This window comes from Tropicimonas sp. IMCC6043, from assembly GCF_004146235.1.
Lineage (GTDB): Bacteria > Pseudomonadota > Alphaproteobacteria > Rhodobacterales > Rhodobacteraceae > Tropicimonas.
The window spans coordinates 1-26259 of record NZ_SELO01000003.1 but is presented as its reverse complement, the minus strand read 5'-3'; the positions used below and the strand labels follow the sequence as shown (position 1 = coordinate 26259).

Sequence of the window (26259 nt, the reverse complement as noted above, 5' to 3'; positions counted from 1 at the left end):
CCGTTACTCCCGCGTCTTCAATGCCGAGACCAGCTCGATCCGGTCAAGGTCGCGTTTGACAAGCCACCCCGAGACCGCCGCGGCGACGAGAACAGCGACCGCCGCGGTCGCCACCGACTGGGCGTCGAACATCAGTGGAATGGAATAGACCTCGGTGGAGAAGGCGGCCGAGATCAGCGCCGCCATGCCGAAGCCGCCGGCCGCGCCGAGCGGCAGCGCGATCAGCGCGATCAGACCCAGTTCACCCAGCAGAACGAAAGCCGCCTCGGCGCGGCTGAAACCGATCACCCGCAGGCTCGCGAGGTCGCGGGCGCGCTCGGCATAGGCGATGCGGGCGGCGTTGTAGACGATGCCGAATGTGACGATGCCGGCGATGCCGAGCATGATGAAGCGCATCGCGCCCATGCCGCTGTCCATCATCGTCTGAATCGACTCCCGCATGTCGGCCTTGAGCGCGATGCCGGCCACGCCCGGCATGTCGCGGACAGCGCGGAAGATGTTCCCCGCCTGGTCGGAATCGATCCGCAGATAGGCGCCCGAGACCCGGCCCGGCTCCTTCAGCGCCCGGTCGAGCGCGTCGATGTCCATATAGGCCGGTGAACCCATGAGCGCGTCCGCCACCGCGACGACCGGGATTTCGAGCACCGGCCGGCGGCCCTCTCGGATTTCGGCGGTGATCCGGTCTCCCGGCGCGGCGTCGAGGATGCCGGCGAGCGTGGACGACAGGACCATGCCCTCTTCGGGCAGGGAAAGCGGGCGCTGCTCGGAATCCATCGCGCGGGCGAGGCGCGCCTCTGCGCTCTGGCCGTTGATCGCGCCGCGGTGCTCGTGGAAATCGTGGCGGAAGACCACGGGCGCCACCCTGATCGGCTCGACCTCGAGAATCCCCGGAACCCGGCCGAGTTCGTAGATCACCTTGTCGGACATCGCATGGGTGAAGGTCACCTGTGCGTCGGAGCGGTCGAGCACAGTGAAGCTGAGCTCGATGGCGCGCGCGAAGCCCGCCTGCACGCCGATCATGCCGACCGAGAGCGCCATGCCGGCGGCGATGCCGATGGCGGCGCCGAACATCCGCCCCGGCTGGCGCTCGAGCCGCCGCAGCACCATGCGGCCCGGCTGGTCGAGCAGGCGGCGGGCGAGGGCGCCCATCCGCCCCGTGCCGCTGAAATCGGCCGGCGCCGGCGGGCGCATGGCCTCGGCGGGGGCGAGCCGGAAGACGCCGCGCAGCACGCCGAAGCCGCCCGCGCAGGCCGCGATCACCGACGTGGCGAAGCCGGTGACGAAGCTCTTGGGATCGAGTTCGAAGACCAGGAAGGGAAACTTGTAATATTCCTGGTAGAGCCCTGCCATGGCGCGGCCTGCGGCGATGCCGCCGAGCGCGCCCGCCGCGGCGCCGACGAGAGCGATCGTCAGCATGAGCTTCAGGTAATGGACCGAGACCTCGGTGTCGGAATAGCCGAACGCCTTCAAGAGGCCGATCTCCTCGCGCTCGGCCTGAACGATGCGATTGACGACGATGTAGAGCAGGAAGGCGGAGACGCCGAGGAAGATCGGCGGCACGAAGACCGCGTTCTTCCGCCCCCCCCGGATCTCCTCGCTGATGAAGAAATTCGATGGCAGGTCGACGAGGCCGAAGGCTCCGAGGCCGCCGCGCGGCTTCAGGATGCGGTCGACGGCATCGATCACAGCGGCCTCGTTGGCGCCCGTCTCCAGCGCGATCAGCGCCTCGTTGAACGCACCCTCGAGATCGTAGGCGGCGCCGAGCCCTTCCCGGTTCATCCAGATCACGGCAAAGCGCGCGTCGTCGGGCACGATCTCGCCCGGCGCGGTGGTGTAGAGGAACTCCGGGCTCTGGGCGAGGCCGGTGACGCGGAAACTGTGCCGCGCGCCGTTCATCGTCGCCGAGAGCCGGTCGCCGGGACGCAACCCGCGCGCATCGGCAAAGCCCTTGAGCAGCAGCACCTCCTCGTCGCGACCGGGGCCGGGCATGCGGCCGGCGGCGAGGAAGATGTCGTTGAGCCGCGCCGCGCCGGAGGCCGGCAGAGAGACCGCGCGGGCGCGGACCGGGATGATCTCGCCCTCCACGTCGATCAGCGCCTGGCCGGTGACCCGGCCCTCGACGGCGCGCACGCCGGGGATCTCGGCCAGCCGCTCCAGCATGCGGTCCGAGGCGCGCTCGACGGGAGCGAAGACATCGGCCAGCCGGTATCGGTCGTAATAGGCCGCCCGCGTCTCATCCAGCGTGTTCACCAGACCGGTCATCATCACCAGCATCAGCACGCCGAGCCCGATCACCGTGGCAATGGCGGCGGCCTGGCCCTTGATGCGCCAGAGGTCGCGCAGGAGCTTGCGGTCGAGCGGGGAGAGGAGATGCGCGGGGCTCACCATTCGATCTCCTCTGGCGACAGGCGGGACGCGTTGAGCTCGGTGTCGCGGATGGCCCCGTCGGCAAAGTGGATCACACGGTGCGCCATGGCGGCGGTGGCGGCAGCATGGGTGACCATGAGGATTGTCGTGCCGAGCCGGTCGTTGACGTCTCGCAGCACCGAGAGCACGGCGCGGCCGGTGGCGCTGTCGAGCGCGCCGGTGGGCTCGTCGCAGAACAGCACGTCGGGCTGCTTGGCGATGGCGCGGGCGATAGCCACGCGCTGCTGCTCGCCGCCGGAGAGCTGGGCCGGGAAGTGGTGGCGCCGCGACCCTAGGCCGACCAGGTCGAGCGCGTGGGCCGGGTCCATTGGCGTCTCGGAGATTTCGGTGACCAGTTCGACATTCTCCTCGGCCGTCAGCGACGGCATGAGGTTGTAGAACTGGAAGACGAAGCCGATATGCGCGCGCCGGTAACGGGTGAGCGCGCGGTCCGACATCGCGGTAAGCTCGAGGTCGCGAAAATGCGCGACGCCGGAACTGGCGCGGTCGAGCCCGCCGAGGATGTTCAGCAGCGTCGACTTGCCGGAGCCGGAGGGGCCAAGCAGCACCACCAGTTCGCCGGCCGGGAGGTCCAAGTCGACCCCGCGCAGCGCATGCACGGCGGCGGCGCCGGTCCCGTAGGTCTTGGTGAGGCCCTCGGTGCGAAAGGCGGGCAGGGCGGTTCTGTCGGCGTGCTGTGGCATGGCCGCTCCTCCTGGGACCAGAGGTATGGCGGAGGCGCGCAGCTTGCAAGCGCGGAGGCCGGGTGCGGCGACACGCCGTCCGGGTGCTTAGGCGCCGGTTGACGTTGCCTCTTGCAGGCGCCCGCCCTTGCAACCCCCGCGGCGCGACACTACGACTCTGAGACGATGTTCCGCGGCGCCCCAGCAGCCGCCCCAGACCGAGGCAGATCCGATGCAAGACCCTGTTGAGACCTACATGAACCTCGTCCCGATGGTGGTCGAGCAGACGAGCCGCGGTGAGCGCGCTTATGACATCTTCTCCCGGCTCCTCAAGGAGCGGATCGTGTTCGTCAACGGCCCCGTTCATGACGGCATGAGCCAGCTCATCGTCGCCCAGCTCCTGCATCTCGAGGCGGAGAACCCGTCCAAGGAAATCTCGATGTATATCAACTCGCCGGGCGGGTCGGTGATCGCCGGGATGAGCATCTACGACACGATGCAGTATATCCGGCCCAAAGTGTCGACGCTGGTCTGCGGCCTCGCGGCCTCGATGGGCTCGGTGATCGCGCTCGGCGGCGAGAAAGGCATGCGCTTCGCGCTCCCCAATGCCGAGTTCCTGGTGCACCAGCCCTCCGGCGGCAGCCAGGGCACCGCGGAGGACATCCTGATCCAGTCGCGCCATATCGAGAAGACGCGGGAAAAATTCTATCAACTCTACATGAAACATACCGGGCAGGACTACGACACCGTCCGCCAGGCGCTCGACCGCGACAAGTGGATGACACCCGAAGAGGCCAAGGACTGGGGCCATATCGACGAGATCGTCGAGAGCCGCAAGGCACCCGAGGACGGCGCGGAGAGCTGATCGCGCACAGGTGAACCACCGGGTCGGGCCGCGTTCGCGCCGCCCGGTGATTTGGCATTGTGCCCCGGAAGGGGCTGCCATAATCTTGGTGGGACGGAGCGTGCCGCAAGCACCCTCCGTAGACGGGTCGGAAATCCGGCCGTAACAACGGGCCCGGGGCCCAGAGGAATGGCATGGCGAATACATCCGGTGGCGACAGCAAGAACACGCTCTACTGCTCCTTCTGCGGAAAGAGTCAGCATGAGGTGCGCAAGCTGATTGCCGGCCCGACCGTGTTTATCTGCGATGAATGCGTCGAGCTCTGCATGGACATCATCCGCGAGGAGACCAAGACCTCCGGGCTGAAGGCCACGGATGGTGTGCCGACGCCGAAGGAGATCTGCGAGGTTCTGGACGACTATGTGATCGGCCAGGATCGCGCCAAGCGGGTTCTCTCGGTCGCCGTGCACAACCATTACAAGCGCCTCAACCATTCCTCCAAGAGCGCCGAGATCGAGCTTCAGAAATCCAACATCCTGCTGATCGGCCCGACCGGCTGCGGCAAGACCTATCTTGCCCAGACGCTGGCGCGGATCCTCGATGTGCCCTTCACCATGGCCGACGCGACGACGCTGACCGAAGCGGGCTATGTCGGCGAGGATGTCGAGAACATCATCCTCAAGCTGCTCCAGGCCAGCGAATACAATGTCGAGCGGGCGCAGCGCGGCATCGTCTATATCGACGAGGTCGACAAGATCACCCGCAAGTCCGACAACCCCTCGATCACCCGCGACGTCTCGGGCGAGGGCGTGCAGCAGGCGCTGCTGAAGATCATGGAAGGCACCGTGGCCTCCGTGCCGCCGCAGGGCGGGCGCAAGCATCCGCAGCAGGAATTCCTGCAGGTGGACACGACCAATATCCTGTTCATCTGCGGCGGCGCCTTTGCCGGGCTCGACAAGATCATCGCCCAGCGGGGCAAGGGCTCGGCGATCGGCTTCGGCGCCGACGTCAAGGACGAGAAGAACCAGGACGCGGGCGAACTCTTCAAGGCGCTGGAGCCCGAAGACCTGCTTAAATTCGGCCTGATCCCGGAATTCGTCGGCCGGCTGCCGGTAATCGCGACGCTGGAGAATCTCGACGAGGACGCGCTGGTTACCATCCTGACCAAGCCCAAGAACGCCATCGTCAAGCAATACCAGCGGCTGTTCGAACTCGAGGATGCCGAGCTCAACTTCACCGATGACGCGCTGCGGGCGATTGCGCGGCGTGCCATCGCGCGCAAGACCGGCGCGCGGGGCCTTCGGTCGATCATGGAAGACATCCTGCTCGACACGATGTTCGAACTGCCCGGCCTCGAGGGCGTCGAGGAGGTAATGGTCAACGAGGAGGCGGTGACTTCCGAGACCCAGCCGCTGCTGATCTACGCCGAGAACCGCGACGCCACCGCGGGCTGACCGCTTTCGGTCCTCGTGCCGGCCACGACCTGACAGATTGCGATGAGGGGCGGCTCCACGGAGCCGCCTCTCGTCGTTTCGGGTGCGGTCGAAGCGCCGGGCGATCGTGCTGCTGGACTCCGTAGCTCTCTGCCACCTGCGCAGAGCGTTGACTGACGCGGATATCGTCAAACAAGCGTCACAAGACAGGACATGACAGCTGCGGAGCGATCCGCCGACGGGCGCCGCGGCTTTACCTTCGGCGCGGCGATATTAGGATGCCGCGGAATCCAGCCAGCGGAGCCCGAAATGCCAGATCGCCATATCACCTCCGGCTCGCTCTTCGAGCGCGAGATCGGCTATTCGCGGGCGGTTGTCGCGGACGGCTGGGTCTTCGTGGCCGGCACCACCGGCTACGACTATGCGACCATGACAATGCCCGCCCGAATAGAGGATCAGTGCGCCAACGCGCTGTCCACCATCGGCGCGGCACTGGCGGAGGCCGGCGCCAGCCTCGATGACGTGGTCCGCGTGCGCTACATCCTGCCCGACCCGGCGGACTGGCCCGCCTGCTGGCCGGCCACGCGGGAGGCCTTCGCAACGGCTCGCCCCGCGGCGACAATGATGGTCGCCGGATTGCAGGAGCCGGAGATGAAGATCGAGATAGAGGTGACGGCGCGGCTGCCCGGCTGACCGGCCCGCATCGACGGCAGTGCGGACTGTTCCGTCTCGTGGCGGAGAGCCTTATCGGTCTCCGCCGCGAGACAGTGCTTCCTATTCGACGATCTCGATTTCGCTCGGCTGCCAGGACTTGTCGAAGAAGGCCGGCATCGGGCTGTAGAGCCGCAAGAGAACGACCCAGCCCTTTTCCGGGTCCGTTTGGATCCAGTTGCCCCGCGCAATGCCCTCGGGTTGTTCGGGTGCAAACCAGACAGTCGTCGCGCCATCCTCGCCCGCCTCTGCCGCGGGAGACGGGTATTTCTGGCTTCCCGCACGCGGATACTTCTGTGGCGTCTTGAGCATCGAGCGGGTCTGGTTGTCGTAGAGTGTCAGGGACCAGAACGCCTCCGCCGGGATGCCCTTGGGCAAGGTCACCTTGTAGGTCTTGGCTCCATCAAACCAGTCGCCGTTGGCGTCCTGCGTGCCGAACAGGTACTGCGAGCCGACGCCGGTCAGGCGCATCGCCATCGCCGGAGTGATCCCGGTCGCGGCATAGAAGAACGAGGTGCGCGCATCGTTCTGCTTGTAGCCGGTCGGCGGATAGGGTTTGGCGCCGTCCTTGGTGATTTCGGGCAGAGGCGTCTCGAAATTGTAACCGCCAAGGAATAGCGGGTTCCACCAGTGCGAGCCCTCGTACCAATACCAGTCCGGGTCGCGCGGAGCGAAGCTCAGGGTGCGGCCCGTGGCGTTGGCGACCTTGACGGCTTCTTCAAGAATGCTCTTCATCCGCGCATGGGGCGCGAACTTTTCGCCCTTCTTGATGCCGATCGCCGCGATGGGGCCCATCAATTCGGGGTCCATCACGGCAGCGGGTTCGCTCTGCACCAGGCGGTCCAGCATCTCGTAGTAGGTGTAGTCGTTCGGCGGAATGGTATTGATCGAGAGCCCTGTGCCCTCGTGGAAGACCGGTGTCTTGGGCTCGGCATTGCGGCCGAGTTGCACCCCGCCTTCGAGATAGCGGGCGATCGACATGCCGACGCCGCCGGGCCCATAGGGATAGATCTTCAGGTGATCCTTGATAACCTTGACGGTGGGAGCGGGATCGTTGTCGGTCAGGAAGGAGCGGCCGAGAATGACCACCTGGTTGGTTTGGGAATGCGAGAGATAGAAGCCGTCCTCCGGGAGGAACCCGTCGTATCCTGGTCCCACGAGAAGGTATTTGCCCCCTTCGCCGCGATCCGGCCCCGGACGGCCGAAATCGCTGACCCAGCGGAACCAGTGATCGTCAAACGTGCCGAGTGCATCGGGTGGTGTCTCAACCACAACTGGTCCGTCGGAGAGGTCGACGAAGCCGAGGTAGTAAACCGTGTCGGCATTGGCCGTCAGGAACAGCGACTCGGAATCCATCAGTTCGGAGAAGATCAGGATCTCGCCGTCCTTGATGCCGGCCGCCTCGAAGCCCTCGAGAACCGCCTGCACGCTGACACCCTTGAACGTGTCAGTGAAGGCGCGGAAGGCATAGGTGAAATCCAGGTTGTCATAGACCGCCTTCGCGGTCGTCTCGTTCGGCGCGCCGTCCTTGAAGTTCAACGTGCCGATTTTGGATTCGACGGTGTCCGGTGTCGTGATGGTCGCGAGAGCTTCTGCGGAGACATCTGCCGACGCGGCGGTGCAAAGCAGGAAGGTGAGCGCGGTCGCGTGCGCGAAAGCGGATCTGGGCATTTGGGTGAATCCAATGTTGGTGAAATGAAAAGCATCGCGACTATGCAGAGACTCGAGGGCAGGGCGCAACAGCGGATGCGCCGCCCGTGCCGGGAAAGTTCGGTGGTCGGCCGCGCGGGCTGTCGGCGGGCGCGGTCAACGCAGTTCGCCGCGGACGGACCCCTGCGCCGTGCTGTCTCTGGACCTCGCGCGCCACTTGGTCCATACGGGGATCCAAGACCATTCCGGAGGCATCATGGGCATCCTCAATTCGGTTCTGCGGGCCCTCATCTGGTGGGACGGGCAGACCTACGGCACGCAACTTTTCACCTCGCGCCACGGCGAGAAGGTGGGAGAGGACGACGAGGGCAACGTCTACTACCGCAATGAAGACGATTCAAAACGCTGGGTCGTTTTCAACGGCGAAATGGAGGCGAGCCGGATCCCGCCGGACTGGCATGGCTGGCTGCACAAGACATTCGCGGAGCCGCCGAGCCAGGCGCCGCTGCGCCACAAGGCCTGGGAGAAGCCGCACCTGGAGAACGTTTCGGCGATTCCGGAGCTGTCCTACAAGCCCGCGGGCTCGATCCGCCGAGCCGACCCTGTCGAGCGCTCCGACTACGAGGCCTGGGCCCCCGAATGACCCGAAAGACCCGCGCAGAGCGCCGCAGCGCCCCGTGCAGGCGGGACGGAGAAATGCATGTCTGAGAATATCGGCGAGGTCATCGCAGGCGGCGCGACGCTGGCGGTCGCGATCGGGTTCCTGGTTTTTGCCGGGCAGGGCTCCGGCATGGCGCCGAGTTCGGACAGCTACGACCTGACGGCCTCCTTCCGGTCGGTCGAGGGCATCTCGCTCGGCACCGACGTGCGTATGGCCGGGATCAAGATCGGCTCGGTCAGCGCGCTCGATCTCAACCCCGAGACTTTCCGCGCGGAGATCACCATGTCGATCGGCGCACCGGTCGCGATCCCCGAGGACAGCTCGGTCGCCGTGTCCTCCGAGGGTCTGCTGGGCGGCAACTTTGTCGAACTCGTGCCCGGCGGCTCGCCCTTCGTTCTGGCCGATGGCGAGGAGATCGTGGACACCCAGGGCGCGCTGAGCCTGCTCGGCCTGCTTGCCAAGTTCGTCTCCTCATCCGGAGACGAGTGATGCGGCGGCCTGCGGTCTTCGCTCTCGCCCTGGCGAGTCTCGCGGCCGCCCCGGTCATCGCCCAACAGGAAACCGCGCGTCCGGCAACCAGCGCCCGCAGCGCCACGATCCGGGTGCTCGACAAGATCTCCGGCGAGACCACCGACATCGGGATCGGCCGCGGCGAGACAAAGGTCGTCGGCCGCCTCGCGATCGTGCTCGGCGATTGCCGCTACCCGACCAACAACCCCAACTCCGATGCCTTCGGATGGCTGGAGATTCGCGACTCGGACCTGGACAAGGTCTCCTTCTCCGGCTGGATGATCGCCTCGTCGCCGGCGCTCAATGCGCTGGATCACCCGCGCTACGACGTCTGGCTGCTCCGCTGCAGCATCGAGTGAGCGTCGGGCAGGGGGCCGGGCGCGAGGAAATCGGCGCGGGTCGCCAGCGCCGCGCGCAGCCGGCGCTGATATTCCGCGCGCGGGATCTCGATGGCGCCGAGGCTGGCCAGATGGTCGGTCAGGAACTGCGTGTCGAACAGGCGGAAGCCGCCGAGGCGCAGCCGGTCGACGAGATAGGCCAGAGCGATCTTCGAGGCATCCCGGCGGCGCGAGAACATCGATTCGCCGAAGAACGCGCCGCCGAGCGCCACGCCATAGACCCCGCCGACCAGGTCCTCGCCCTCTCGAAGTTCAAGCGAATGGGCAAAGCCGGCCCGGTGCAACTCTGAGTAGAGCGCAAAGATCCTGTCGTTGATCCAGGTCTCCGGCCGGTCGGCGCAGCCGGCAACCACGCCGGCGAAGTCGCGGTTCACCGCGACCTCGAACGGCGCTTGCCGGATGCGGCGGCGGAGCGAGCGCGAAATGCGGAAGCCGTCGAGCGGGAAGATTCCGCGCGCCTTCGGGTCGAGCCAGTAGATCTCTTCGCTCTCCCGCGTCTCCGCCATCGGGAAGATGCCGGAGGCATAGGCCCTGAGCAGCAGCGTCGGCGTGATCTCCATCACGCCGGTGCGACGCCCACACCCTGCCGGTGGCACCTGAACGTCGCCGCCCGGCGAGGAGTTGGGACGCCGGCCTGTCTCAGCCTGTCAGCCGCCATGGGCGGCCAGCCACTTCTCAAGCCAGTGGATGTCGTATTCGCCGGACTGGATCGCCGGTTCGGCCAGCAAGGCGTCGAACAGCGGCAGCGTCGTGTCGATCCCCTCGATCACCACCTCGCCGAGCGCGCGGGCCAGGCGCGAGAGCGCCTCGGGCCGGTCGCGGCCATGCACGATAAGCTTGCCGATCAGCGAATCGTAATAGGGCGGGATCGAATAGCCGCCATAGAGCGCCGAATCCATCCGCACGCCGAGGCCGCCGGGTGCGTGATACATGCCGACCTTGCCGGGGCTGGGGGTGAAGTTCGGCAGCTTCTCGGCGTTGATCCGCACCTCGATCGCGTGGCCGTTCACCTCGAGATCCTCCTGCGCGAAGGAGAGCGTCTGGCCTTGCGCCACGCGGATCTGTTCGCGCACGAGATCGACGCCGAACACGGCCTCGGTCACCGGATGCTCGACCTGCAGCCGCGTGTTCATCTCGATGAAGAAGAACTCGTCATCCTCGTAGAGGAACTCGATCGTGCCGGCTCCGGTATAGTTGATCCGCGCCACCGCATCGGCGCAGATCCGGCCGATCCGCTCCCGCATCTCGGCGGTGATCACCGGGCCGGGGGCCTCCTCCAGCACCTTCTGGTGGCGCCGCTGCAGCGAACAGTCCCGCTCGCCGAGATGGACCGCGTGGCCCTTGCCGTCGCCGAAGACCTGGACCTCGATATGCCGCGGCTTGCCGAGATATTTTTCGATATAGACCTCGTCATTGCCGAAGGCGGCCTTGGCCTCGGCGCGGGCGGTCCTGAAGGCGGTGTCCATCTCCTCGGGCACCCGGGCGAGCTTCATTCCGCGCCCGCCGCCGCCGGCGGTCGCCTTGACGATGACGGGATAGCCGATTTCGGCCGCCACCGTCTTTGCGGACTCGATGTCCGGCACGCCGCCGTCCGACCCCGGCACGACCGGCACGCCGAGCGCTTTCATCGTCTCCTTGGCGGTGATCTTGTCGCCCATGATGCGAATGTGCTCGGCCTTGGGGCCGATGAAGGTCAGCCCGTGATCCTCGACGATCTGCACGAAGGCCGCGTTCTCCGAGAGGAACCCGTAGCCCGGGTGGATCGCCTCGGCGCCGGTGATCTCGCAGGCCGAGATGATGGCGGGAAAGGACAGATAGCTCTGCGACGACGGCGGCGGACCGATGCAGACGCTCTCGTCAGCGAGGCGCACATGCATCGCGTCGGCATCGGCGGTGGAATGCACCGCGACGGACTTGATGCCCATCTCGGCGCAGGCGCGGATGACACGCAGGGCGATCTCGCCCCGGTTCGCGATCAGGATCTTCTGGAACATCATTCGATGATCATCAACGGGGCGCCGAATTCGACCGGGGCCGCATCTTCGACGAGGATGCGGCGGACCGTGCCGGCCCTTGGCGCGGGGATCTGGTTCATCGTCTTCATCGCTTCGACGATCAGCAACGTCTGGCCCTCGGTGACGGCGTCGCCGACGGAGACGAAGGCGCTGGCGCCCGGTTCTGGCGAGAGATAGACCGTGCCGACCATCGGCGAGGTGACCGCGCCGGGCAACTGCGCGGGGTCCTCGACCGGCACAGGCGCGGCAGCGGGCGTAGCCACCGGAGCGGGTGCGGCCTGGACAGCGGCCGGGGCCGGGGCGGCGGCGGGAAGCGCGGCGACCTGGCGGCTTACCCGGACATTCAGGCTGTCGCTCTCGCCATATTCGCGCATCACTTCCAGCTCGGTCAGATCCTTCTCCCGCAGCAATTCGGCGAGCGCCTCGATAAAGGCGACATCCGCATCCTGACTCGTCCTGGTCATGTGACCCCTGCCTTTCATCCGGTTCCAAAAACTGTGCCTGATGTAACGGAAGCGCGGGGGAGGTTAAAGAGAGGACGAATGACTCGCGTGCTGTGACGAATTGGGCCTCCAGTGCGTCTCGCAGCAGCATTGCCCGGGCGGGACCGCCCAGCACGGCGCTTGCCCGGTGCTGCGATTGCGCTATCCTGACGGCGGTTTCGCCGCGTCATCCCCAAAGCTTTCGGAGTCATCGCCATGCCCGCGCGTTTGCGACCCCTGCTGCTCCTTGCCGCCTGGCTTGTCGCGGTCGTCTCGCCGGCGTTGGCGGAGCGCGGCTATTCCAACGATCGTGGCGGTTCGAACGCGGCGCGCTCCGGTGCGGCCTCCATCGTGGAGCTTGCGCACGTCGCGCCCGGAACGGCGTTCAACGCGGGCACCACGAAAACGATCCTGTCCGCGCTGCGGCAGGGCACGGCGTTCTGCCAGCAACTTGCGCAGCGGGAATATGTGCTCGATTGCCTCGCCTACCAGTATTGGGAGGTACAGCGGCGGCTTCCCGGCACGGGCGACTATGCCGATGTGCGGGCGGCGCTCCGCGGCGCCGCGGGGGAACTCGAAACCCTCGCGAAGCGCAACAAGAGCAGCTCGGCGCCGTCGGCGCGCCTTTCGACGGCGGGCGGCCGGGCGACGACAACCCGCGCGATCGTTCCGGTTGCGACCGGCCGGCTGTCTGCCGCGGGAGACAGGGGCGCGGATCTCGTCGCGCAGGCGCAGTCTCAGCTGCTGCGTTCGCCCTCGCGGTCGCGGCCGGGCGGCGAGAGCCTGGTACAGATTGCCCAGGCGCTTGACAGCGGCGCGGCGCTCCTGCGTTCGCTCTGACGCTTGCGCCCCTTGGGCGCTCGCGCGATGCCCGCGTTTTCGGCAGGACCGGTGAAAAGTCGGGCGGAGGCCGGCGCGCGTCGCCGAGGAGAAAATTTACCGTTTGATAAAAAATCAGTCTCGTGTCAGCCTCGTTCGGATAAGACAGGTCTCCAGCAGGGGTTTGCGCATGCAAAACAGCCAGAGGACGCCGGGTGTCGTTGCCGGACGGCTCGACCAGGCCAGCTATCGCCGCAATTTCGATGATCTGCATCCGCCACTCGACGCGCATGAAGCCGCCGTGGCCGCCGACCGATGCTATTTCTGCCATGACGCGCCCTGCACGGCGGCCTGTCCGACCGAGATCGACATCCCGATGTTCATTCGCCAGATCCAGTCGGGCGATCCGGACAACGCGGCGCGGACGATCTTCGCGCAGAACATCCTCGGCGGCATGTGCGCCCGCGTCTGCCCGACCGAGACGCTCTGCGAGGAGGCCTGTGTGCGCCAGACGGCCGAGGGCAACCCGGTCGAAATCGGGCAGTTGCAGCGCTATGCGACCGACCACATGATGGAGCAGGGCATCCACCCCTACACGCGTGGCGGTGCAACCGGGCGGCGCGTCGCAGTGGTCGGCGCGGGGCCGGCCGGGCTGGCCTGTGCGCACCGGCTGGCGATGCACGGCCATGATGTCGTGATCTTCGACGCGCGGCAGAAACCGGGCGGGCTCAACGAGTTCGGCATCGCGGCCTACAAGGCGCCCGATTCTTTCGCCGCGGCCGAGGTCGCGTGGCTGCTCAAGATCGGCGGCATCGAGATCCGCTACAATCAGGTTCTGGGCGAAGGGCTGCTGCTCGAGGATCTGCAGGCGGAGTTCGACGCGGTCTTTCTCGGCATGGGACTGGCCGGGGTCAACGCGCTCCGAACCGAGGGCGAGGAACACGCCCATGTCCGCGACGCGGTGGATTTCATCGCCGAACTGCGGCAGGCCGAGGACCTGTCGACCATCCCCGTCGGCCGCGACGTGGTTGTGATCGGCGGCGGCATGACCGCGGTCGACGCGGCGATCCAGTCGAAACTGCTCGGCGCGGAGCACGTGACCATGGTCTACCGCCGTGGCAGCAACCAGCTCTCGGCCTCGACCTTCGAGCAGGAGCTGGCGACCGCCAAGGGCGTCAAGATTGTGCTCAACGCGCAGCCGGTGGCCTTCGAGAGCGAGGACGGCGAGACCGTCTCCTCGGTCACCTTTGCCTATACCGAGGACGGCCCGGCCGGCCTGAAACTCTCCGAGGAAACCTTCACCCTCAAGGCCGACCAGGTGTTCAAGGCGATCGGACAGAGCCTCAAGGGCGTGCCCGGCGTGCTGGAGACGACGGAAGGCAAGATCAAGGTCGAGGGCGCGGGGCGGACCTCGCTCAAGGGAGTCTGGGCCGGCGGTGATTGCGCCACCGGCGGCGACGACCTGACCGTGACGGCGGTGGCGCAGGGGCGCGACGCGGCCGAGGACATCCATGCGGTGCTTGCCGGCGCAGACGCCGTGGCGGCCGAATAGGGGAGAGACAATGGCAAATCTCGCGAACGATTTCGTCGGCATCAAATCGCCCAACCCGTTCTGGCTCGCCTCCGCGCCGCCGACCGACAAGGAATACAATGTCCGCCGCGCCTTCGAGGCCGGCTGGGGCGGCGTCGTCTGGAAAACGCTTGGCGCCGAAGGGCCGCCGGTCGTCAACGTGAACGGGCCGCGCTACGGCGCCATCTTCGGCCCGGATCGGCGGATGATCGGGATGAATAATATCGAGCTCATCACCGACCGGCCGCTTCAGCAGAACCTGCGCGAAATCAAGGCAGTAAAGCGCGACTACCCGGATCGCGCGGTGGTTGTCTCGTTGATGGTGCCCTGCGAGGAGGAGGCCTGGAAGGCGATCCTGCCGGTGGTCGAGGAGACCGGGGCCGATGGCGTCGAGCTCAATTTCGGCTGTCCGCATGGCATGGCCGAGCGCGGCATGGGTTCGGCTGTGGGGCAGGTGCCCGAATATATCGAGATGGTCACCCGCTGGTGCAAGCAGAACACCCGCATGCCGGTGATCGTGAAGCTGACGCCGAACATCACCAATATCGTCTACCCGGCGGAAGCGGCCAGGCGGGGCGGCGCGGATGCGGTCTCGCTGATCAACACCGTCAACTCGATCACCTCGGTCGATCTCGATGCGATGTGCCCGGAACCGATGATCGATGGCAAGGGCACCCATGGCGGCTATTGCGGCCCGGCGGTGAAACCCATTGCGCTGAACATGGTGGCGGAGATCGCGCGGAATGCGGAGACGGCGGGCCTGCCGATCTCCGGCATCGGTGGCGTCACGACCTGGCGCGACGCGGCCGAGTTCATGGCGCTCGGGGCCGGCAATGTGCAGGTCTGCACCGCGGTGATGACCTATGGCTTCCGGATCGTCACCGAGATGATCGCCGGGCTCTCGGCCTGGATGGACGAGAAAGGCTACAGTTCCACGGCGGACTTCGTCGGCAAGGCGGTGCCGAATGTCACCGACTGGCAGTTCCTCAACCTCAACTACATTACCAAGGCGGTGATCGACCAGGAGGCCTGCATCAAGTGCGGCCGCTGCTTCGCCGCCTGCGAGGACACCTCGCACCAGGCGATCCTGATGAAGGAAGGCCGGGTCTTCGAGGTGGACGAGTCGGAATGCGTGGCCTGCAATCTCTGCATCAACACCTGTCCGGTCGAGGGCTGTATCACCATGCGGACGCTCGCGCCGGGCGAGACGGACAAGCGGACGGGCGAGACGGTTCCGGAGGAATACGGCAACTGGACGACCCATCCGAACAATCCTGGCGCAAGCTGCGCTGCGGAATAGGCGGGGCAGAGCGGGCGCCGGTTCCGGACCGGCGCGCGCCTGAACACCACCGGGGCGTCACTGCGACCTTTTCCGATTGTGTCGCTGGCGGTGGCGGTTAGACCGCCGCCGCAGGCTTCAGGGTCCGCGTGAAGAGCGACACGAGATGCTGCTCCGCTTCCGGGAAGGGGTCGTTTTCGCCCGCCGGCAGCAGCGCACGCACCTGCATGTCGAAATCGGCATAGTGCTGTGTCTGCGCCCAGATCGAGAAGATCAGGTGATAGGGATGGACCGGCGCGATCCGCTCCGCCGCGACCCAGTCGCGGATCACCGCCGCCTTCTCGTCAACCAGAGGCTTCAGCACTCCGGTCAGCAGGTCCGCGAGATGCGGGCCGCCCTGCAGGATATCATTGGCGAAGAGCCGGCTCTCACGCGGCATCTGGCGGCTCATCTCCAGCTTGCGCCGGACATAGCGGAGGATCTCGTCGATCGGTTCCCCGCCAGGATCGAGTGCGCGCAGGGGAGCGAGCCAGCTGTCGAGCAGGCCGGTCAGCAGCGCGACGTGGATCGCCTCCTTCGAGGGGAAGTAATAGAGCAGGTTGGGCTTGGAGAGCCCGGCTTCGCGGGCGATCTGGTCCACCGTGGCGCCGCGGAAACCGCGGGCCGAAAACACGTCCAGCGCCGCTTCCAGGATCGCCTCGCGGTTGCGTTTCTGGATTCGCGTTTCGGGCTTGTCGGAAGGGAATTGACCACTGTCCATAATTCGCTCGATTCTTCATCGACACGGCCGGATTCCTGCGGTCCCATCGGGCGAGTGCACGGAATTCGACCAGTCGCTTGACTGGTTTCGACCTCGTGGTAGCGTGATCCTGACCAATTGGTCAAACCTATTGCCACGCGACCCGACCGCGCGAGAGTCGGGAGCCAACAGGGGACCCGACATGGCGCTCGACCGCAAACCCGCACCCAATGATCTTTCGGCTTTCTGGATGCCCTTCACGGCGAACCGGCAGTTCAAGTCGAAGCCGCGGATGTTCGTCTCCGCGGACGGGATGTTCTACAAGACAGATGACGGGCGCGACGTGCTCGACGGCACGGCGGGCCTGTGGTGCTGCAATGCCGGCCACAATAGGCCCAAAATCGTCGAGGCAATCCGCGCCCAGGCTGGCGAGCTCGACTATGCGCCGGCCTTCCAGATGGGCCATCCGAAAGCCTTCGAGCTTGCCAGCGCCCTGCGTGACATGGCGCCGGAGCCCTTTGACCATGTCTTCTTCACCAACTCCGGCTCGGAATCGGTCGAGACCGCGCTCAAGATCGCGCTAGCCTATCACCGCGCCCGCGGCGAGGGGCAGCGCACCCGCCTGATCGGTCGCGAGCGCGGCTATCACGGGGTGAATTTCGGCGGCATCTCGGTCGGCGGAATCGTGAACAATCGGAAGTTCTTTGGCACATTGTTGACGGGAGTCGACCATCTGCCGGCGACCCACCTGCCGGAGAACGCGATGACGCGCGGCCAGCCGGAGCACGGCGCGCAGCTCGCCGACGAGCTGGAGAAGATCTGCGCGCTGCATGGGCCGGAGACAATCGCGGCGGTGATCGTCGAGCCGATGGCGGGCTCCACCGGCGTCCTGCTGCCGCCGAAGGGATACCTGGAGCGGCTGCGGGAGATCTGCACCAAGCACGGCATCCTGCTCATCTTCGACGAGGTCATCACCGGTTTCGGCCGGCTCGGCTCCTCCTTCGCCGCCGAGCATTTCGGGGTGATGCCGGATCTGATCACCTGCGCCAAGGGGCTGACCAACGGCGTCATCCCGATGGGCGCGGTGCTGGCAACGAGCGAAATCCACGACGCCTTCATGACCGGGCCGGAGCACATGATCGAGCTGTTCCACGGCTACACTTATTCGGGCAACCCGATCGCCTCCGCCGCGGGCCTCGCCACGCTCGCGACCTATCGCGAGGAGGGCCTTTTCGAGCGCGCCGCGGAGCTTGCGCCCTATTGGGAGGACGCGCTGCATTCGCTCTCCGACTGCCCGCATGTGATCGACATCCGCAACATGGGCCTGATCGGCGCAATCGAGCTCGAGCCGATCGCCGGCGCCCCCACCCGCCGCGCCTTCCAAGCCTTCCTCGATGCCTTCGACAAGGGCTGCCTGATCCGCACGACGGGCGATATCATCGCCCTGTCGCCGCCGCTCATCATCGAGAAAGGCCATATCGACCAGCTCTTCGGCACGTTGCGCGACGTGTTGACCGGTCTCGATTGAGCGGCGCGGCGATGACATCTCGCGTGCGGGACGGACAGGAGATGATCCGGCAGATGGCGCCAAAGCTTCTGCCGGGACGCTTCGTCTTCCGCACGATATCCGATCCGGACGAGGCGGCGCGGCTCCTGCCGCTTGCGCAGGCCAGCTTCCGCGAGGCGGAGGGCCTCTCGCTGATCCTCGAGGCCAGACCGGAGGACCGGGACGCCTTTCGCCAGATCACCCTCGAGGTGCATTCCGCGCTCGACGGCGTCGGCCTCAGCGCGGCGGTAACCTCGGAACTCGCGGCGCGGGAAATCCCCGTCAACCTCGTCGCCGCAAATCATCATGACCACATCTTCGTTCCCGAACACCTGGCCGAGTTTGCATGCGATGCGCTCCTGCGGTTCAGCCGGGCGGCCGGGGCGGGGACAGAAAAGGACTAGGACATGGCAGCCCCCGGCGAAAACCTGAAGATCAACGGCACCCGGCTCTGGGACAGCCTCATGGAAATGGCGAAGATCGGCCCGGGCGTGGCCGGCGGCAACAATCGCCAGACCCTGACCGATGCCGATGCCGAGGGTCGGGCGCTGTTCCAGAAATGGTGCGAAGACGCGGGCATGAGCATGGGCGTCGATAAGATGGGCAACATGTTCGCCTATCGCGAGGGCACGGACCCCGATGCGCTTCCCGTCTATGCCGGCTCGCATCTCGATACCCAGCCGACGGGCGGCAAGTATGACGGCGTGCTCGGCGTGCTCGGCGCGCTCGAGGCGGTGCGCTCGATGAACGATCTGGGCATCAAGACGAAGCACCCGATCGTGGTGGTCAACTGGACCAACGAGGAGGGCACGCGCTTTGCCCCGGCGATGCTCGCTTCGGGCGTCTTCGCCGGAAAGCACGAGCTCGACTGGGCCTATGACCGGGTGGATGCCGAGGGCAAGCGCTTCGGCGACGAGCTGAAACGGATCGGCTGGAACGGCGAGGAAGAGGTCGGCGCGCGCAAGATCCACGCGCTGTTCGAACTGCATATCGAGCAGGGGCCGATCCTCGAGGCCGAGGGCAAGGATATCGGCGTGGTGACGCACGGGCAGGGGCTGCGCTGGATCGAATGCACGGTGACCGGCAAGGAGAGCCATACCGGCTCGACGCCGATGCCGATGCGGATCAATGCGGGCCGGGGGCTCGCGCGCGTGACCGAACTCGTCCACGAGATCGCCATGAAGCACCAGCCGAACGCCGTCGGCGCCATCGGCCATATCGACGTCTACCCCAATTCGCGCAACATCATCCCCGGCAAGGTCGTCTTCACCGTCGATTTCCGCTCGCACATCCCCGAGATCATCGAGGCGATGCTGGCCGAGTTCTACGAGAAGGCTCCGAAGCTCTGCGAGGAGATCGGGGTCACGTTCGAGAGCGAGGTGGTGGGCAGTTTCGACCCGCCCGCCTTCGACGAAGGCTGTGTCGCCGCGGTGCGCGCTGCCGCCGAACGGCTCGGCTACAGCCATATCGACATCGTCTCGGGGGCCGGGCACGACGCCTGCTGGATCAACGACGTGGCACCGACCTCGATGATCATGTGCCCCTGCGTCGACGGGCTGTCGCATAACGAGGCCGAGGAGATCAGCCCCGCCTGGGCCGAGGCCGGGGCCAACGTTCTGTTCCACGCGGTGCTGGAGACGGCGGAGATCGTGGAATGATCCGCGGGCTCGGCTGTGCATTCGGGCTGGCGGTGGCGCTCCTGCCGCCGCTCGCTGCGCTTGCCGGGCCGCACGACATCCCCGGAGTCGGTGCCTATTGGGATTGGCAGCTGACAGAGCCCTTCGACCTCGGGGTCGACGTCAGGGTGATCGACCTCGACCCCGACAGCGTTACGAAGGCCGATATCGCCCGCCTCAAGGCGCGTGGCATCAAGACCGTCTGTTACGTGTCGGTCGGAACGCTGGAAGACTATCGTGCGGACGTCGCGGCCTTTCCCGCCGGGATCGTCGGCAAGACCTATGGGGACTGGCCCGACGAACGCTTTCTCGACATTCGCCGGCGGGACGTATTGCTGCCGCTGATGCGGGCGCGGTTCCAGAAATGCAAGGCGCTCGGCTTCGACGCGATCGAGCCGGACAACGTGGACCTCTACCAGCTCGACACCGGCTTTGGCATCACCGCCAGGGAACAGGTTGCCTACCTGCGCGAACTGGCAGCCATGGCGCGGAGCCTCGGGCTGGAGATCGCCCAGAAGAATGCGCCCGAACTCATCGGGGTCTTGGCGACGGAGTTCGATTTCCTCGTGCTGGAGAGCTGCCACGAATATGGCTTCTGCGACCTTGCCAAACCCTATCTGGAGGCCGGCAAGGACGTGCTGGCCTGCGAATATGCCACCCCGCCTCCGGAGCAGAAGATCATCTGCACCTATGGTGAACAGACGGGCATTCACTTCATCTTCAAGGACTGGGATCTGACCGCGGGCGGCCGGGCCTGCTGAAAGAGAGGACGACATGAGCACCATCATCAAAAACGGAACCATCGTCACCGCCGACCTGACCTACAAGGCGGATGTGCTGATCGAGGACGGCAAGATCGCGGCGATCGGCGAGGGGCTCGTCGGCGACGAGGTGCTGGACGCGACCGGCTGCTACGTGATGCCCGGCGGGATCGACCCGCATACCCATCTCGAGATGCCCTTCATGGGCACCTATTCGAGCGACGATTTCGAAAGCGGCACCCGCGCGGCACTTGCCGGCGGAACCACGATGGTGGTCGATTTCGCGCTGCCGAGCCCGCAGCAGGGCCTGCTCGACGCGCTCAAGATGTGGGACAACAAGTCGACCCGCGCGTCCTGCGACTATTCCTTCCACATGGCGATCACATGGTGGGGCGAGCAGGTCTTCAACGAGATGGAAGACGTGGTGAAGCGCGGCATCACCACCTTCAAGCATTTCCTGGCCTACAAGGGCGCGCTCATGGTCAATGACGACGAGCTCTTCGCGTCCTTCCAGCGCTGCGCCGCCCTGGGCGCGATCCCGCTCGTGCATGCCGAGAACGGCGACGTGGTGGCCGAGCTGTCCGCCAGGCTGCTGGCCGAGGGCAATACCGGGCCGGAGGCGCATGCCTATTCCCGCCCATCTCAGGTCGAGGGCGAGGCCACGAACCGGGCGATCATGATCGCCGACATGGCCGGCGTGCCGCTCTATGTCGTCCACACCTCCTGCGAGGAGGCCCACGAGGCGATCCGGCGGGCCCGGATGCAGGGCAAGCGTGTCTGGGGCGAGCCGCTGATCCAGCACCTGACGCTGGATGAGAGCGAGTATTTCGAAAAGGACTGGGACCATGCGGCGCGCCGCGTGATGAGCCCGCCCTTCCGCAACAAGAAGCATCAGGACAGCCTCTGGGCCGGGCTGCAATCAGGCTCGCTCTCGGTCGTGGCAACCGACCACTGCGCTTTTACCACCGAGCAGAAACGCTTCGGCGTCGGCGATTTCACCAAGATCCCGAACGGCACCGGCGGGCTCGAGGACCGGATGCCGATGCTCTGGACCCACGGGGTGGGCACCGGGCGCCTGACGCCGAATGAATTTGTCGCCGTAACCTCAACGAATATAGCGAAAATTCTCAATTGCTACCCGAAGAAGGGTGCGATCCTCGTCGGCGCGGATGCCGATATCGTGGTCTGGGACCCGGAAAAGACCAAGACTATCACTGCGTCCAACCAGCAATCCGCCATTGATTACAATGTCTTCGAGGGCAAAGTTGTGAAGGGTCTGCCGCGCTACACGCTGACCCGGGGCCAGGTCGCGGTGGTCGATGGCGAGATGAAAAACGAGCCCGGGCATGGGCAGTTCGTCGGCCGCGAACCGAACGGCACCGTCAACAAGGCGCTCAGCACCTGGAAGGAACTCACCGCGCCGCGTCCCGTGGAGCGCACGGGCATTCCGGCGAGCGGGGTCTGAGCGTGGGGCTATTCCGGGACCAGGCTCTCGAGATCGGGACGAAGGACGACGGATTCCTGCTCATGCGGATCGGTGCGGGCGATCACCGCCCAGGCCGAGGTTTCGTAGGGGTTGAAGGGCAGGTGCGGGACACCGGCAGGAATGTGGATCATGTCGCCCTTCGACATCTCCATGAGTTCTTCGAGCTTTTCGCCCCAATACATCTTCGCCGCGCCCTCGGTCACGTAGATCGCCGTCTCGTGGGCTTCGTGAAGATGCGCCTTGGCGCGCACACCGGGAGGAATCTCCAGCAGGTGCATGCAGATCGCCTGCGCGCCGGTGGTCTCGCGAGAAATGCCTTCGAAATAGTCGAAACCCTGCTTGCCGGAATAGGTGCTTCCGGTGCGAAGACAGCGGCATTGGGGCGAGGACGACATAGGGTGATCCTTCATGGAAAGTGACATTGCCGCCAATGGAGCGGCGCAGGTCGTCTCCGAGTCAAGCGTGATCGTTGCAGACAGTCTGGATCTCACCTTCCAGACCAATGACGGCCCGGTGCAGGCGCTGCGCGACGTCAACCTGACGATCAACCGGGGCGATTTCGTCTCCTTCATCGGTCCCTCGGGCTGTGGCAAGACCACGTTCCTGCGGGTGGTCGCCGCGCTGGAACATCCGACCGGCGGGACGATCAGCGTCAACGGCATGAGCCCCGACGAGGCCCGGCGCGCCCGCGCTTATGGCTATGTCTTCCAGGCGGCGGGGCTGTACCCGTGGCGGACGATTGCGAAGAACATCAAGCTACCGCTTGAAATCATGGGATATTCGAAGGAGAGTCAGGAAGAGCACGTCGCACGAGTGCTGAAGCTCGTCGATCTCGAGGGGTTCGGCGAGAAGTTCCCTTGGCAGCTTTCGGGCGGCATGCAGCAACGCGCCTCGATCGCCCGGGCGCTGGCCTTCGACGCCGACATCCTGTTGATGGACGAGCCCTTCGGGGCGCTCGACGAGATCGTGCGCGACCATCTCAACGAGCAACTCCTCGCGCTCTGGGAGAGGACGGGCAAGACCATCGGCTTCGTCACCCATTCGATCCCGGAAGCGGTCTATCTCTCGACCCGGATCGTGGTGATGTCGCCGCGGCCGGGCCGGATCACTGACGTGATCGAGAGCACGCTGCCGCTCGAACGCCCGCTCGACATCCGCGACACGCCGGAGTTCCTCGCCATCGCGCACCGCGTGCGCGAGGGGCTGCGGGCGGGGCATGCCTATGACGATTGAGGCGTGCCATGACTGACGCGACGATAGCCAAGCCATCTGGTCTCGGTGCCGGTGTCCGCGCCGTATCGGACGCGGTCCTGCCCGTCGTTGCCGTCGTCGCGGCGATCATCGGGCTCTGGTATCTCGCCTGCATCCCGATGAACATCCATACCGCGCTGACCGACGCCGAGCGGGCCGGCGCCGTCGTCACGCCTGCCGGCGCGGCCGAGCGGCGCGACATGGGCGGGATCGGGCTGGCGCTGGCCAACACCGAAATCGTGCCCGACGTCTTCAGCCAGGAACGGCCGCGGCTGCCGGCCCCGCACCAGGTCGGCATGGAACTCTGGAAGACCACCGGCGAGATGGTGCTAACGGGACGCGGTTTCTCCAAGCGCAGCCTGCTCTACCACGCCTGGGTGACGCTCTCCTCGACCGTCCTCGGCTTCCTCATCGGCACTGTGGCCGGAGTCGGCCTCGCCATCGGCATCGTCCACAGCCGGGTGATGAACATGGCGGTGATGCCCTGGGCCATCGCCAGCCAGACTATCCCGATCCTCGCCGTCGCGCCGATGATCATCGTGGTGCTCAACTCGGTGGGCGTGACCGGCATTCTGCCCAAGGCGCTGATCTCGGCCTATCTGAGCTTCTTCCCGGTCGCGGTCGGCATGGTGAAGGGGCTTCGCTCGCCCGGAGCGATGCAGCTCGACCTGCTGGCGACCTATAACGCCTCGCAGGCAGAGACCTTCTGGAAACTGCGGATGCCCTCCTCGATGCCGTATTTCTTCACCTCGATGAAGATCGGCATGGCCGCTGCGCTGGTCGGCGCGATCGTCGGCGAGATGCCGACCGGGGCGGTGCGCGGGCTCGGTGCGCGGCTGCTGGCCGGCAGCTATTACGGGCAGACGGTGCAGATCTGGTCGGCGCTCTTCGCCGCCGCCATTCTCGCCGCGGTGCTTGTCGGCTTGATCGGACTGATCCAGCGTGCGGTGCTGAAGAAGATGGGGATGGCGTCGTGAACTGGAACTGGCTCATCGGCGCCGGCACGGCGCTCGTCGCGATCTCCTATGTCAACCTGCAGGTCGCCAATTCCGACGGACGGGACCAGCCGATCAGCCGGCTCTTCGTGCCAACAGTCTTCGGCATCGGCCTGCTGCTCTTCTGGGAAGGGATCGTTCAGGGGATGGGCGTGCCCGGGGTGATCCTGCCCGCGCCTTCGGCGATCTGGGCGGCCTTTACCGCCAGCACGGACATCCTCTGGCTCGATTTCGTGCAGACCTTCGTCAAGGGCGCGCTCTCGGGATACATCATCGGGGCGGCCGCGGCCTTCCTGGTGGCTCTCGTCGCCGATGCCAGCGATTTCCTGCGACGCGGGTTGCTGCCGGTGGGCAATTTCATGGCCGCGCTTCCCATCGTCGGCATCGCGCCGATCTTGGTGATGTGGTTCGGCTTCGACTGGCAGTCGAAGGCGGCGGTGGTCGTCGTCATGGTGTTCTTCCCGATCCTGGTGAACACCGTCGAGGGGCTGCGCGCCACCGACCGGATGCAACGCGACCTGATGCAGACCTATGCCGCCTCCTACTGGCAATCGCTCTTCAAGCTGCGCCTGCCGGCGGCCATGCCCTTCATCTTCAACGGGCTCAAAATCGCGACAACTCTTGCGCTGATCGGTGCAATCGTGGCCGAATTCTTTGGCTCGCCGATCAGGGGCATGGGATTTCGCATTTCAACCGAGGTCGGGCGGCTCGCGCTCGATATGGTCTGGGCCGAGATACTCGTCGCTGCAATCGCGGGCTCGGCCTTTTACGGTATCGTCGCGCTGATCGAGCGGCGTGTCACCTTCTGGCATCCGTCGCAAAGGCGGGGCCGATAAACAGAGAAGATCAACAGAGAGGACCAACCATGAAGACATTTCTTGCCGGCGCTGTCTCCGCGCTCGCCCTCGCCACGGCCGCCCAGGCCGCCGACGAGGTCACGCTCCAGCTCAAATGGGTCACCCAGGCGCAGTTCGCGGGCTATTACGTGGCCGAGGACAAGGGCTTCTACGACGAAGTCGGGCTCGACGTGACGATCAAGCCGGGCGGCCCGGACATCGCACCGGCTCAGGTGATCGCCGGTGGCGGCGCCGACGTGGTGCTCGACTGGATGCCCTCGGCGCTCGCGTCGCGCGAGAAAGGATTGCCGCTCGTGAACATCGCCCAGCCCTTCAAGTCGTCCGGCATGATGCTGACCTGCTGGAAGGACACCGGGATCGAGACGCCCGAGGATCTCAAGGGCCGCACGATCGGCGTCTGGTTCTTCGGCAACGAGTATCCGTTCCTGAGCTGGATGAGCAAGCTCGGCATCCCGACCGATGGTGGCGAAGAGGGCGTGACCGTCCTCAAGCAGGGCTTCAACGTCGATCCGCTGCTGCAGCGCCAGGCCGATTGCATCTCGACCATGACCTATAACGAGTACTGGCAGGTGATCGACGCGGGCGTGACGCCCGAGGAGCTTGTTACCTTCAAGTATGAGGATATGGGCGTGGCAACGCTCGAGGACGGGATCTATGTTCTTGAGGAAAACCTCGAGGATCCGGCATTCGTCGACAAGATGAAGCGGTTTGTGGCGGCCTCCATGAAGGGCTGGAAATGGGCCGAGGAAAACCCGGACGAGGCGGCAATGATCGTGCTCGACAATGACGAGACCGGCGCCCAGACCGAGAAACACCAGAAGCGGATGATGGGCGAGATCGCCAAGCTCACGGCCGGTTCGAACGGCGCGCTGGATCCGGCCGACTACGATCGCACCGTTGCGACGCTGCTCGGCGGCGGCTCCGACCCGGTGATCACCAAGGAGCCGGAGGGCGCCTGGACCCATATGATCACCGACGAAGCGCTCAACTGAGCCTGCGGGGGCACCTGAGCCCCCGTATGAGACACGATCTGGCGGCGCGGTCCCGGAGGGCCGCGCCGCTTTTCTTGCGCGCGGCAACGGCCACTCCAAAGGGTGGACCGGCGATACCCGATGGTGGAAGCGCGTCCGTCCTTCGCGCCTAACTGTCCCGGACCATCTCGGAGGTGGAACTCTCCTGAACGGATTGGGGCAGATCCTCCGGCCCGGCCTCGGGCGCAGTGGTCTCCGCCTCCTCAGGCACGGCTCCGGCAATTCGCTCGGTGGAAACGGGCCCCTTAGAGCGTTCCCAAGCTGATCGGATTCAGGATTCCCAAGATGTGGCGCCCATGGTTCTCTGTTTGTGAGGCAGATATAGGGGATAGGAATGGGCAAGCCACATCCTATGGAATTGCGGGAGCGCGTTGTCGCATTCGTGGAGGAGGGCAACACGCACCGGTCTGCGGCGGCGCATTTCCGGGTTTCGATCAAGTTCATCAACGACATGAT

26 protein-coding genes are annotated in these 26259 nt (G+C 65.8%); 18 read left to right on the top strand and 8 right to left on the bottom strand.

Annotated elements, in window-relative coordinates; all coding sequences use genetic code 11:
• Positions 1 to 3 precede the first annotated feature (3 nt).
• Together EU800_RS04435 and EU800_RS04430 are read right to left on the bottom strand one after the other, a co-directional pair.
• Entirely contained in the window at positions 4 to 2388 is a 2385-nt protein-coding gene (locus tag EU800_RS04435; RefSeq protein ID WP_129628971.1) for an ABC transporter permease, read from the bottom strand.
• On the bottom strand, positions 2382 to 3110 hold the full coding sequence (locus EU800_RS04430; RefSeq protein ID WP_129628969.1) for an ABC transporter ATP-binding protein: 729 nt from the start codon (positions 3108 to 3110) through the stop codon (positions 2382 to 2384). Before EU800_RS04430 ends, EU800_RS04435 begins: the two co-directional genes overlap by 7 nt.
• A 211-nt stretch (positions 3111 to 3321) precedes the next feature.
• Between EU800_RS04430 and EU800_RS04425 the strand changes: the two genes are divergently transcribed.
• From EU800_RS04425 to EU800_RS04415, 3 genes are all read left to right on the top strand, one after another.
• Positions 3322 to 3954, top strand: a complete 633-nt coding sequence (locus EU800_RS04425; RefSeq protein ID WP_129628967.1) for an ATP-dependent Clp protease proteolytic subunit — start codon at positions 3322 to 3324, stop codon at positions 3952 to 3954.
• A 173-nt stretch (positions 3955 to 4127) separates the two neighbouring features.
• The gene (gene clpX / locus EU800_RS04420; protein WP_129628966.1) at positions 4128 to 5387 is read left to right on the top strand and encodes an ATP-dependent Clp protease ATP-binding subunit ClpX; all 1260 of its coding nucleotides are present in this window, start codon (positions 4128 to 4130) and stop codon (positions 5385 to 5387) included.
• A 288-nt stretch (positions 5388 to 5675) separates the two neighbouring features.
• The gene (locus tag EU800_RS04415) at positions 5676 to 6059 is read left to right on the top strand and encodes a RidA family protein (RefSeq protein ID WP_129628964.1); all 384 of its coding nucleotides are present in this window, start codon (positions 5676 to 5678) and stop codon (positions 6057 to 6059) included.
• A gap of 81 nt (positions 6060 to 6140) precedes the next feature.
• Here EU800_RS04415 and EU800_RS04410 read toward each other — a convergent pair whose 3' ends face one another.
• Positions 6141 to 7748, bottom strand: coding sequence for a DUF1254 domain-containing protein (locus EU800_RS04410; protein WP_129628962.1), 1608 nt, complete (start codon positions 7746 to 7748; stop codon positions 6141 to 6143).
• Positions 7749 to 7983: 235 nt separating this feature from the next.
• Here EU800_RS04410 and EU800_RS04405 point away from each other — a divergent pair, with 235 nt between their 5' ends.
• Genes EU800_RS04405 through EU800_RS04395 form a run of 3 tightly spaced genes read left to right on the top strand, consistent with a single transcriptional unit; the run spans position 7984 to position 9257 of the window.
• A complete protein-coding gene (locus tag EU800_RS04405) occupies positions 7984 to 8370 on the top strand; it encodes an NADH:ubiquinone oxidoreductase subunit NDUFA12 (protein WP_129628960.1) in 387 nt (128 codons plus the stop codon).
• A 57-nt stretch (positions 8371 to 8427) separates the two neighbouring features.
• Entirely contained in the window at positions 8428 to 8877 is a 450-nt protein-coding gene (gene mlaD / locus EU800_RS04400; protein ID WP_129628958.1) for an outer membrane lipid asymmetry maintenance protein MlaD, read from the top strand.
• Entirely contained in the window at positions 8877 to 9257 is a 381-nt protein-coding gene (locus EU800_RS04395; protein WP_129628956.1) for a DUF2155 domain-containing protein, read from the top strand. Before mlaD ends, EU800_RS04395 begins: the two co-directional genes overlap by 1 nt.
• Here EU800_RS04395 and aat read toward each other — a convergent pair.
• The 3 genes from aat to accB form a co-directional block, all read right to left on the bottom strand.
• Positions 9221 to 9856 carry a leucyl/phenylalanyl-tRNA--protein transferase gene (gene aat, locus EU800_RS04390; RefSeq protein WP_129628954.1) on the bottom strand — a complete coding sequence of 212 codons (636 nt, stop codon included), beginning with the start codon at positions 9854 to 9856 and terminating at the stop codon, positions 9221 to 9223. The two genes, EU800_RS04395 and aat, sit on opposite strands and share 37 nt — an antisense overlap.
• Positions 9857 to 9943: 87 nt before the next feature.
• The gene (gene accC / locus EU800_RS04385; protein ID WP_129628952.1) at positions 9944 to 11290 is read right to left on the bottom strand and encodes an acetyl-CoA carboxylase biotin carboxylase subunit; all 1347 of its coding nucleotides are present in this window, start codon (positions 11288 to 11290) and stop codon (positions 9944 to 9946) included.
• The gene (gene accB, locus EU800_RS04380) at positions 11290 to 11775 is read right to left on the bottom strand and encodes an acetyl-CoA carboxylase biotin carboxyl carrier protein (RefSeq protein WP_129628950.1); all 486 of its coding nucleotides are present in this window, start codon (positions 11773 to 11775) and stop codon (positions 11290 to 11292) included. The genes accC and accB overlap by 1 nt, the downstream gene beginning before the upstream one ends.
• Before the next feature lie 234 nt (positions 11776 to 12009).
• On the opposite strand from accB, the gene EU800_RS04375 reads away from it, so the two are divergent.
• The 3 genes from EU800_RS04375 to preA all read left to right on the top strand — a co-directional run bounded on the left by EU800_RS04375 (position 12010) and on the right by preA (position 15482).
• Positions 12010 to 12633 (top strand): hypothetical protein, encoded by a 624-nt coding sequence (locus EU800_RS04375; protein ID WP_129628948.1) that lies wholly within the window; start codon positions 12010 to 12012, stop codon positions 12631 to 12633.
• 169 nt (positions 12634 to 12802) lie between these two features.
• A complete protein-coding gene (locus EU800_RS04370) occupies positions 12803 to 14164 on the top strand; it encodes an NAD(P)-dependent oxidoreductase (RefSeq protein ID WP_129628946.1) in 1362 nt (453 codons plus the stop codon).
• A 10-nt stretch (positions 14165 to 14174) separates the two neighbouring features.
• On the top strand, positions 14175 to 15482 hold the full coding sequence (gene preA, locus EU800_RS04365; protein ID WP_129628944.1) for an NAD-dependent dihydropyrimidine dehydrogenase subunit PreA: 1308 nt from the start codon (positions 14175 to 14177) through the stop codon (positions 15480 to 15482).
• 97 nt (positions 15483 to 15579) lie between these two features.
• On the opposite strand, the gene EU800_RS04360 is transcribed toward preA, so the two are convergent.
• On the bottom strand, positions 15580 to 16221 hold the full coding sequence (locus EU800_RS04360) for a TetR family transcriptional regulator C-terminal domain-containing protein (RefSeq protein ID WP_129628942.1): 642 nt from the start codon (positions 16219 to 16221) through the stop codon (positions 15580 to 15582).
• A gap of 181 nt (positions 16222 to 16402) precedes the next feature.
• Between EU800_RS04360 and EU800_RS04355 the strand changes: the two genes are divergently transcribed.
• The 5 genes from EU800_RS04355 to hydA are packed head-to-tail and all read left to right on the top strand — an operon-like array spanning position 16403 to position 21648.
• Positions 16403 to 17728, top strand: coding sequence for an aspartate aminotransferase family protein (locus EU800_RS04355; RefSeq protein ID WP_129628939.1), 1326 nt, complete (start codon positions 16403 to 16405; stop codon positions 17726 to 17728).
• Positions 17729 to 17739: 11 nt separating this feature from the next.
• A complete protein-coding gene (locus EU800_RS04350) occupies positions 17740 to 18150 on the top strand; it encodes an ACT domain-containing protein (protein ID WP_129628937.1) in 411 nt (136 codons plus the stop codon).
• 3 nt (positions 18151 to 18153) lie between these two features.
• The gene (locus EU800_RS04345) at positions 18154 to 19404 is read left to right on the top strand and encodes a Zn-dependent hydrolase (RefSeq protein ID WP_129628935.1); all 1251 of its coding nucleotides are present in this window, start codon (positions 18154 to 18156) and stop codon (positions 19402 to 19404) included.
• Positions 19401 to 20183 (top strand): endo alpha-1,4 polygalactosaminidase, encoded by a 783-nt coding sequence (locus tag EU800_RS04340; protein WP_129628933.1) that lies wholly within the window; start codon positions 19401 to 19403, stop codon positions 20181 to 20183. Before EU800_RS04345 ends, EU800_RS04340 begins: the two co-directional genes overlap by 4 nt.
• A 13-nt stretch (positions 20184 to 20196) precedes the next feature.
• Positions 20197 to 21648 carry a dihydropyrimidinase gene (hydA, locus tag EU800_RS04335; RefSeq protein ID WP_129628931.1) on the top strand — a complete coding sequence of 484 codons (1452 nt, stop codon included), beginning with the start codon at positions 20197 to 20199 and terminating at the stop codon, positions 21646 to 21648.
• Positions 21649 to 21656: 8 nt separating this feature from the next.
• On the opposite strand, the gene EU800_RS27215 is transcribed toward hydA, so the two are convergent.
• The gene (locus EU800_RS27215) at positions 21657 to 22064 is read right to left on the bottom strand and encodes a cupin domain-containing protein (protein WP_129628929.1); all 408 of its coding nucleotides are present in this window, start codon (positions 22062 to 22064) and stop codon (positions 21657 to 21659) included.
• Between the two features lie 13 nt (positions 22065 to 22077).
• On the opposite strand from EU800_RS27215, the gene EU800_RS04325 reads away from it, so the two are divergent.
• Genes EU800_RS04325 through EU800_RS04310 form a run of 4 tightly spaced genes read left to right on the top strand, consistent with a single transcriptional unit; the run spans position 22078 to position 25764 of the window.
• Complete coding sequence (locus tag EU800_RS04325) at positions 22078 to 22902, top strand: ABC transporter ATP-binding protein (RefSeq protein WP_129628927.1); 825 nt, start codon at positions 22078 to 22080, stop codon at positions 22900 to 22902.
• 8 nt (positions 22903 to 22910) lie between these two features.
• Entirely contained in the window at positions 22911 to 23897 is a 987-nt protein-coding gene (locus tag EU800_RS04320; RefSeq protein ID WP_129628925.1) for an ABC transporter permease, read from the top strand.
• A 41-nt stretch (positions 23898 to 23938) separates the two neighbouring features.
• Positions 23939 to 24751, top strand: coding sequence for an ABC transporter permease (locus EU800_RS04315; RefSeq protein WP_242500410.1), 813 nt, complete (start codon positions 23939 to 23941; stop codon positions 24749 to 24751).
• Positions 24752 to 24780: 29 nt separating this feature from the next.
• Complete coding sequence (locus EU800_RS04310; RefSeq protein ID WP_129628923.1) at positions 24781 to 25764, top strand: ABC transporter substrate-binding protein; 984 nt, start codon at positions 24781 to 24783, stop codon at positions 25762 to 25764.
• Positions 25765 to 26259: the final 495 nt, after the last annotated feature.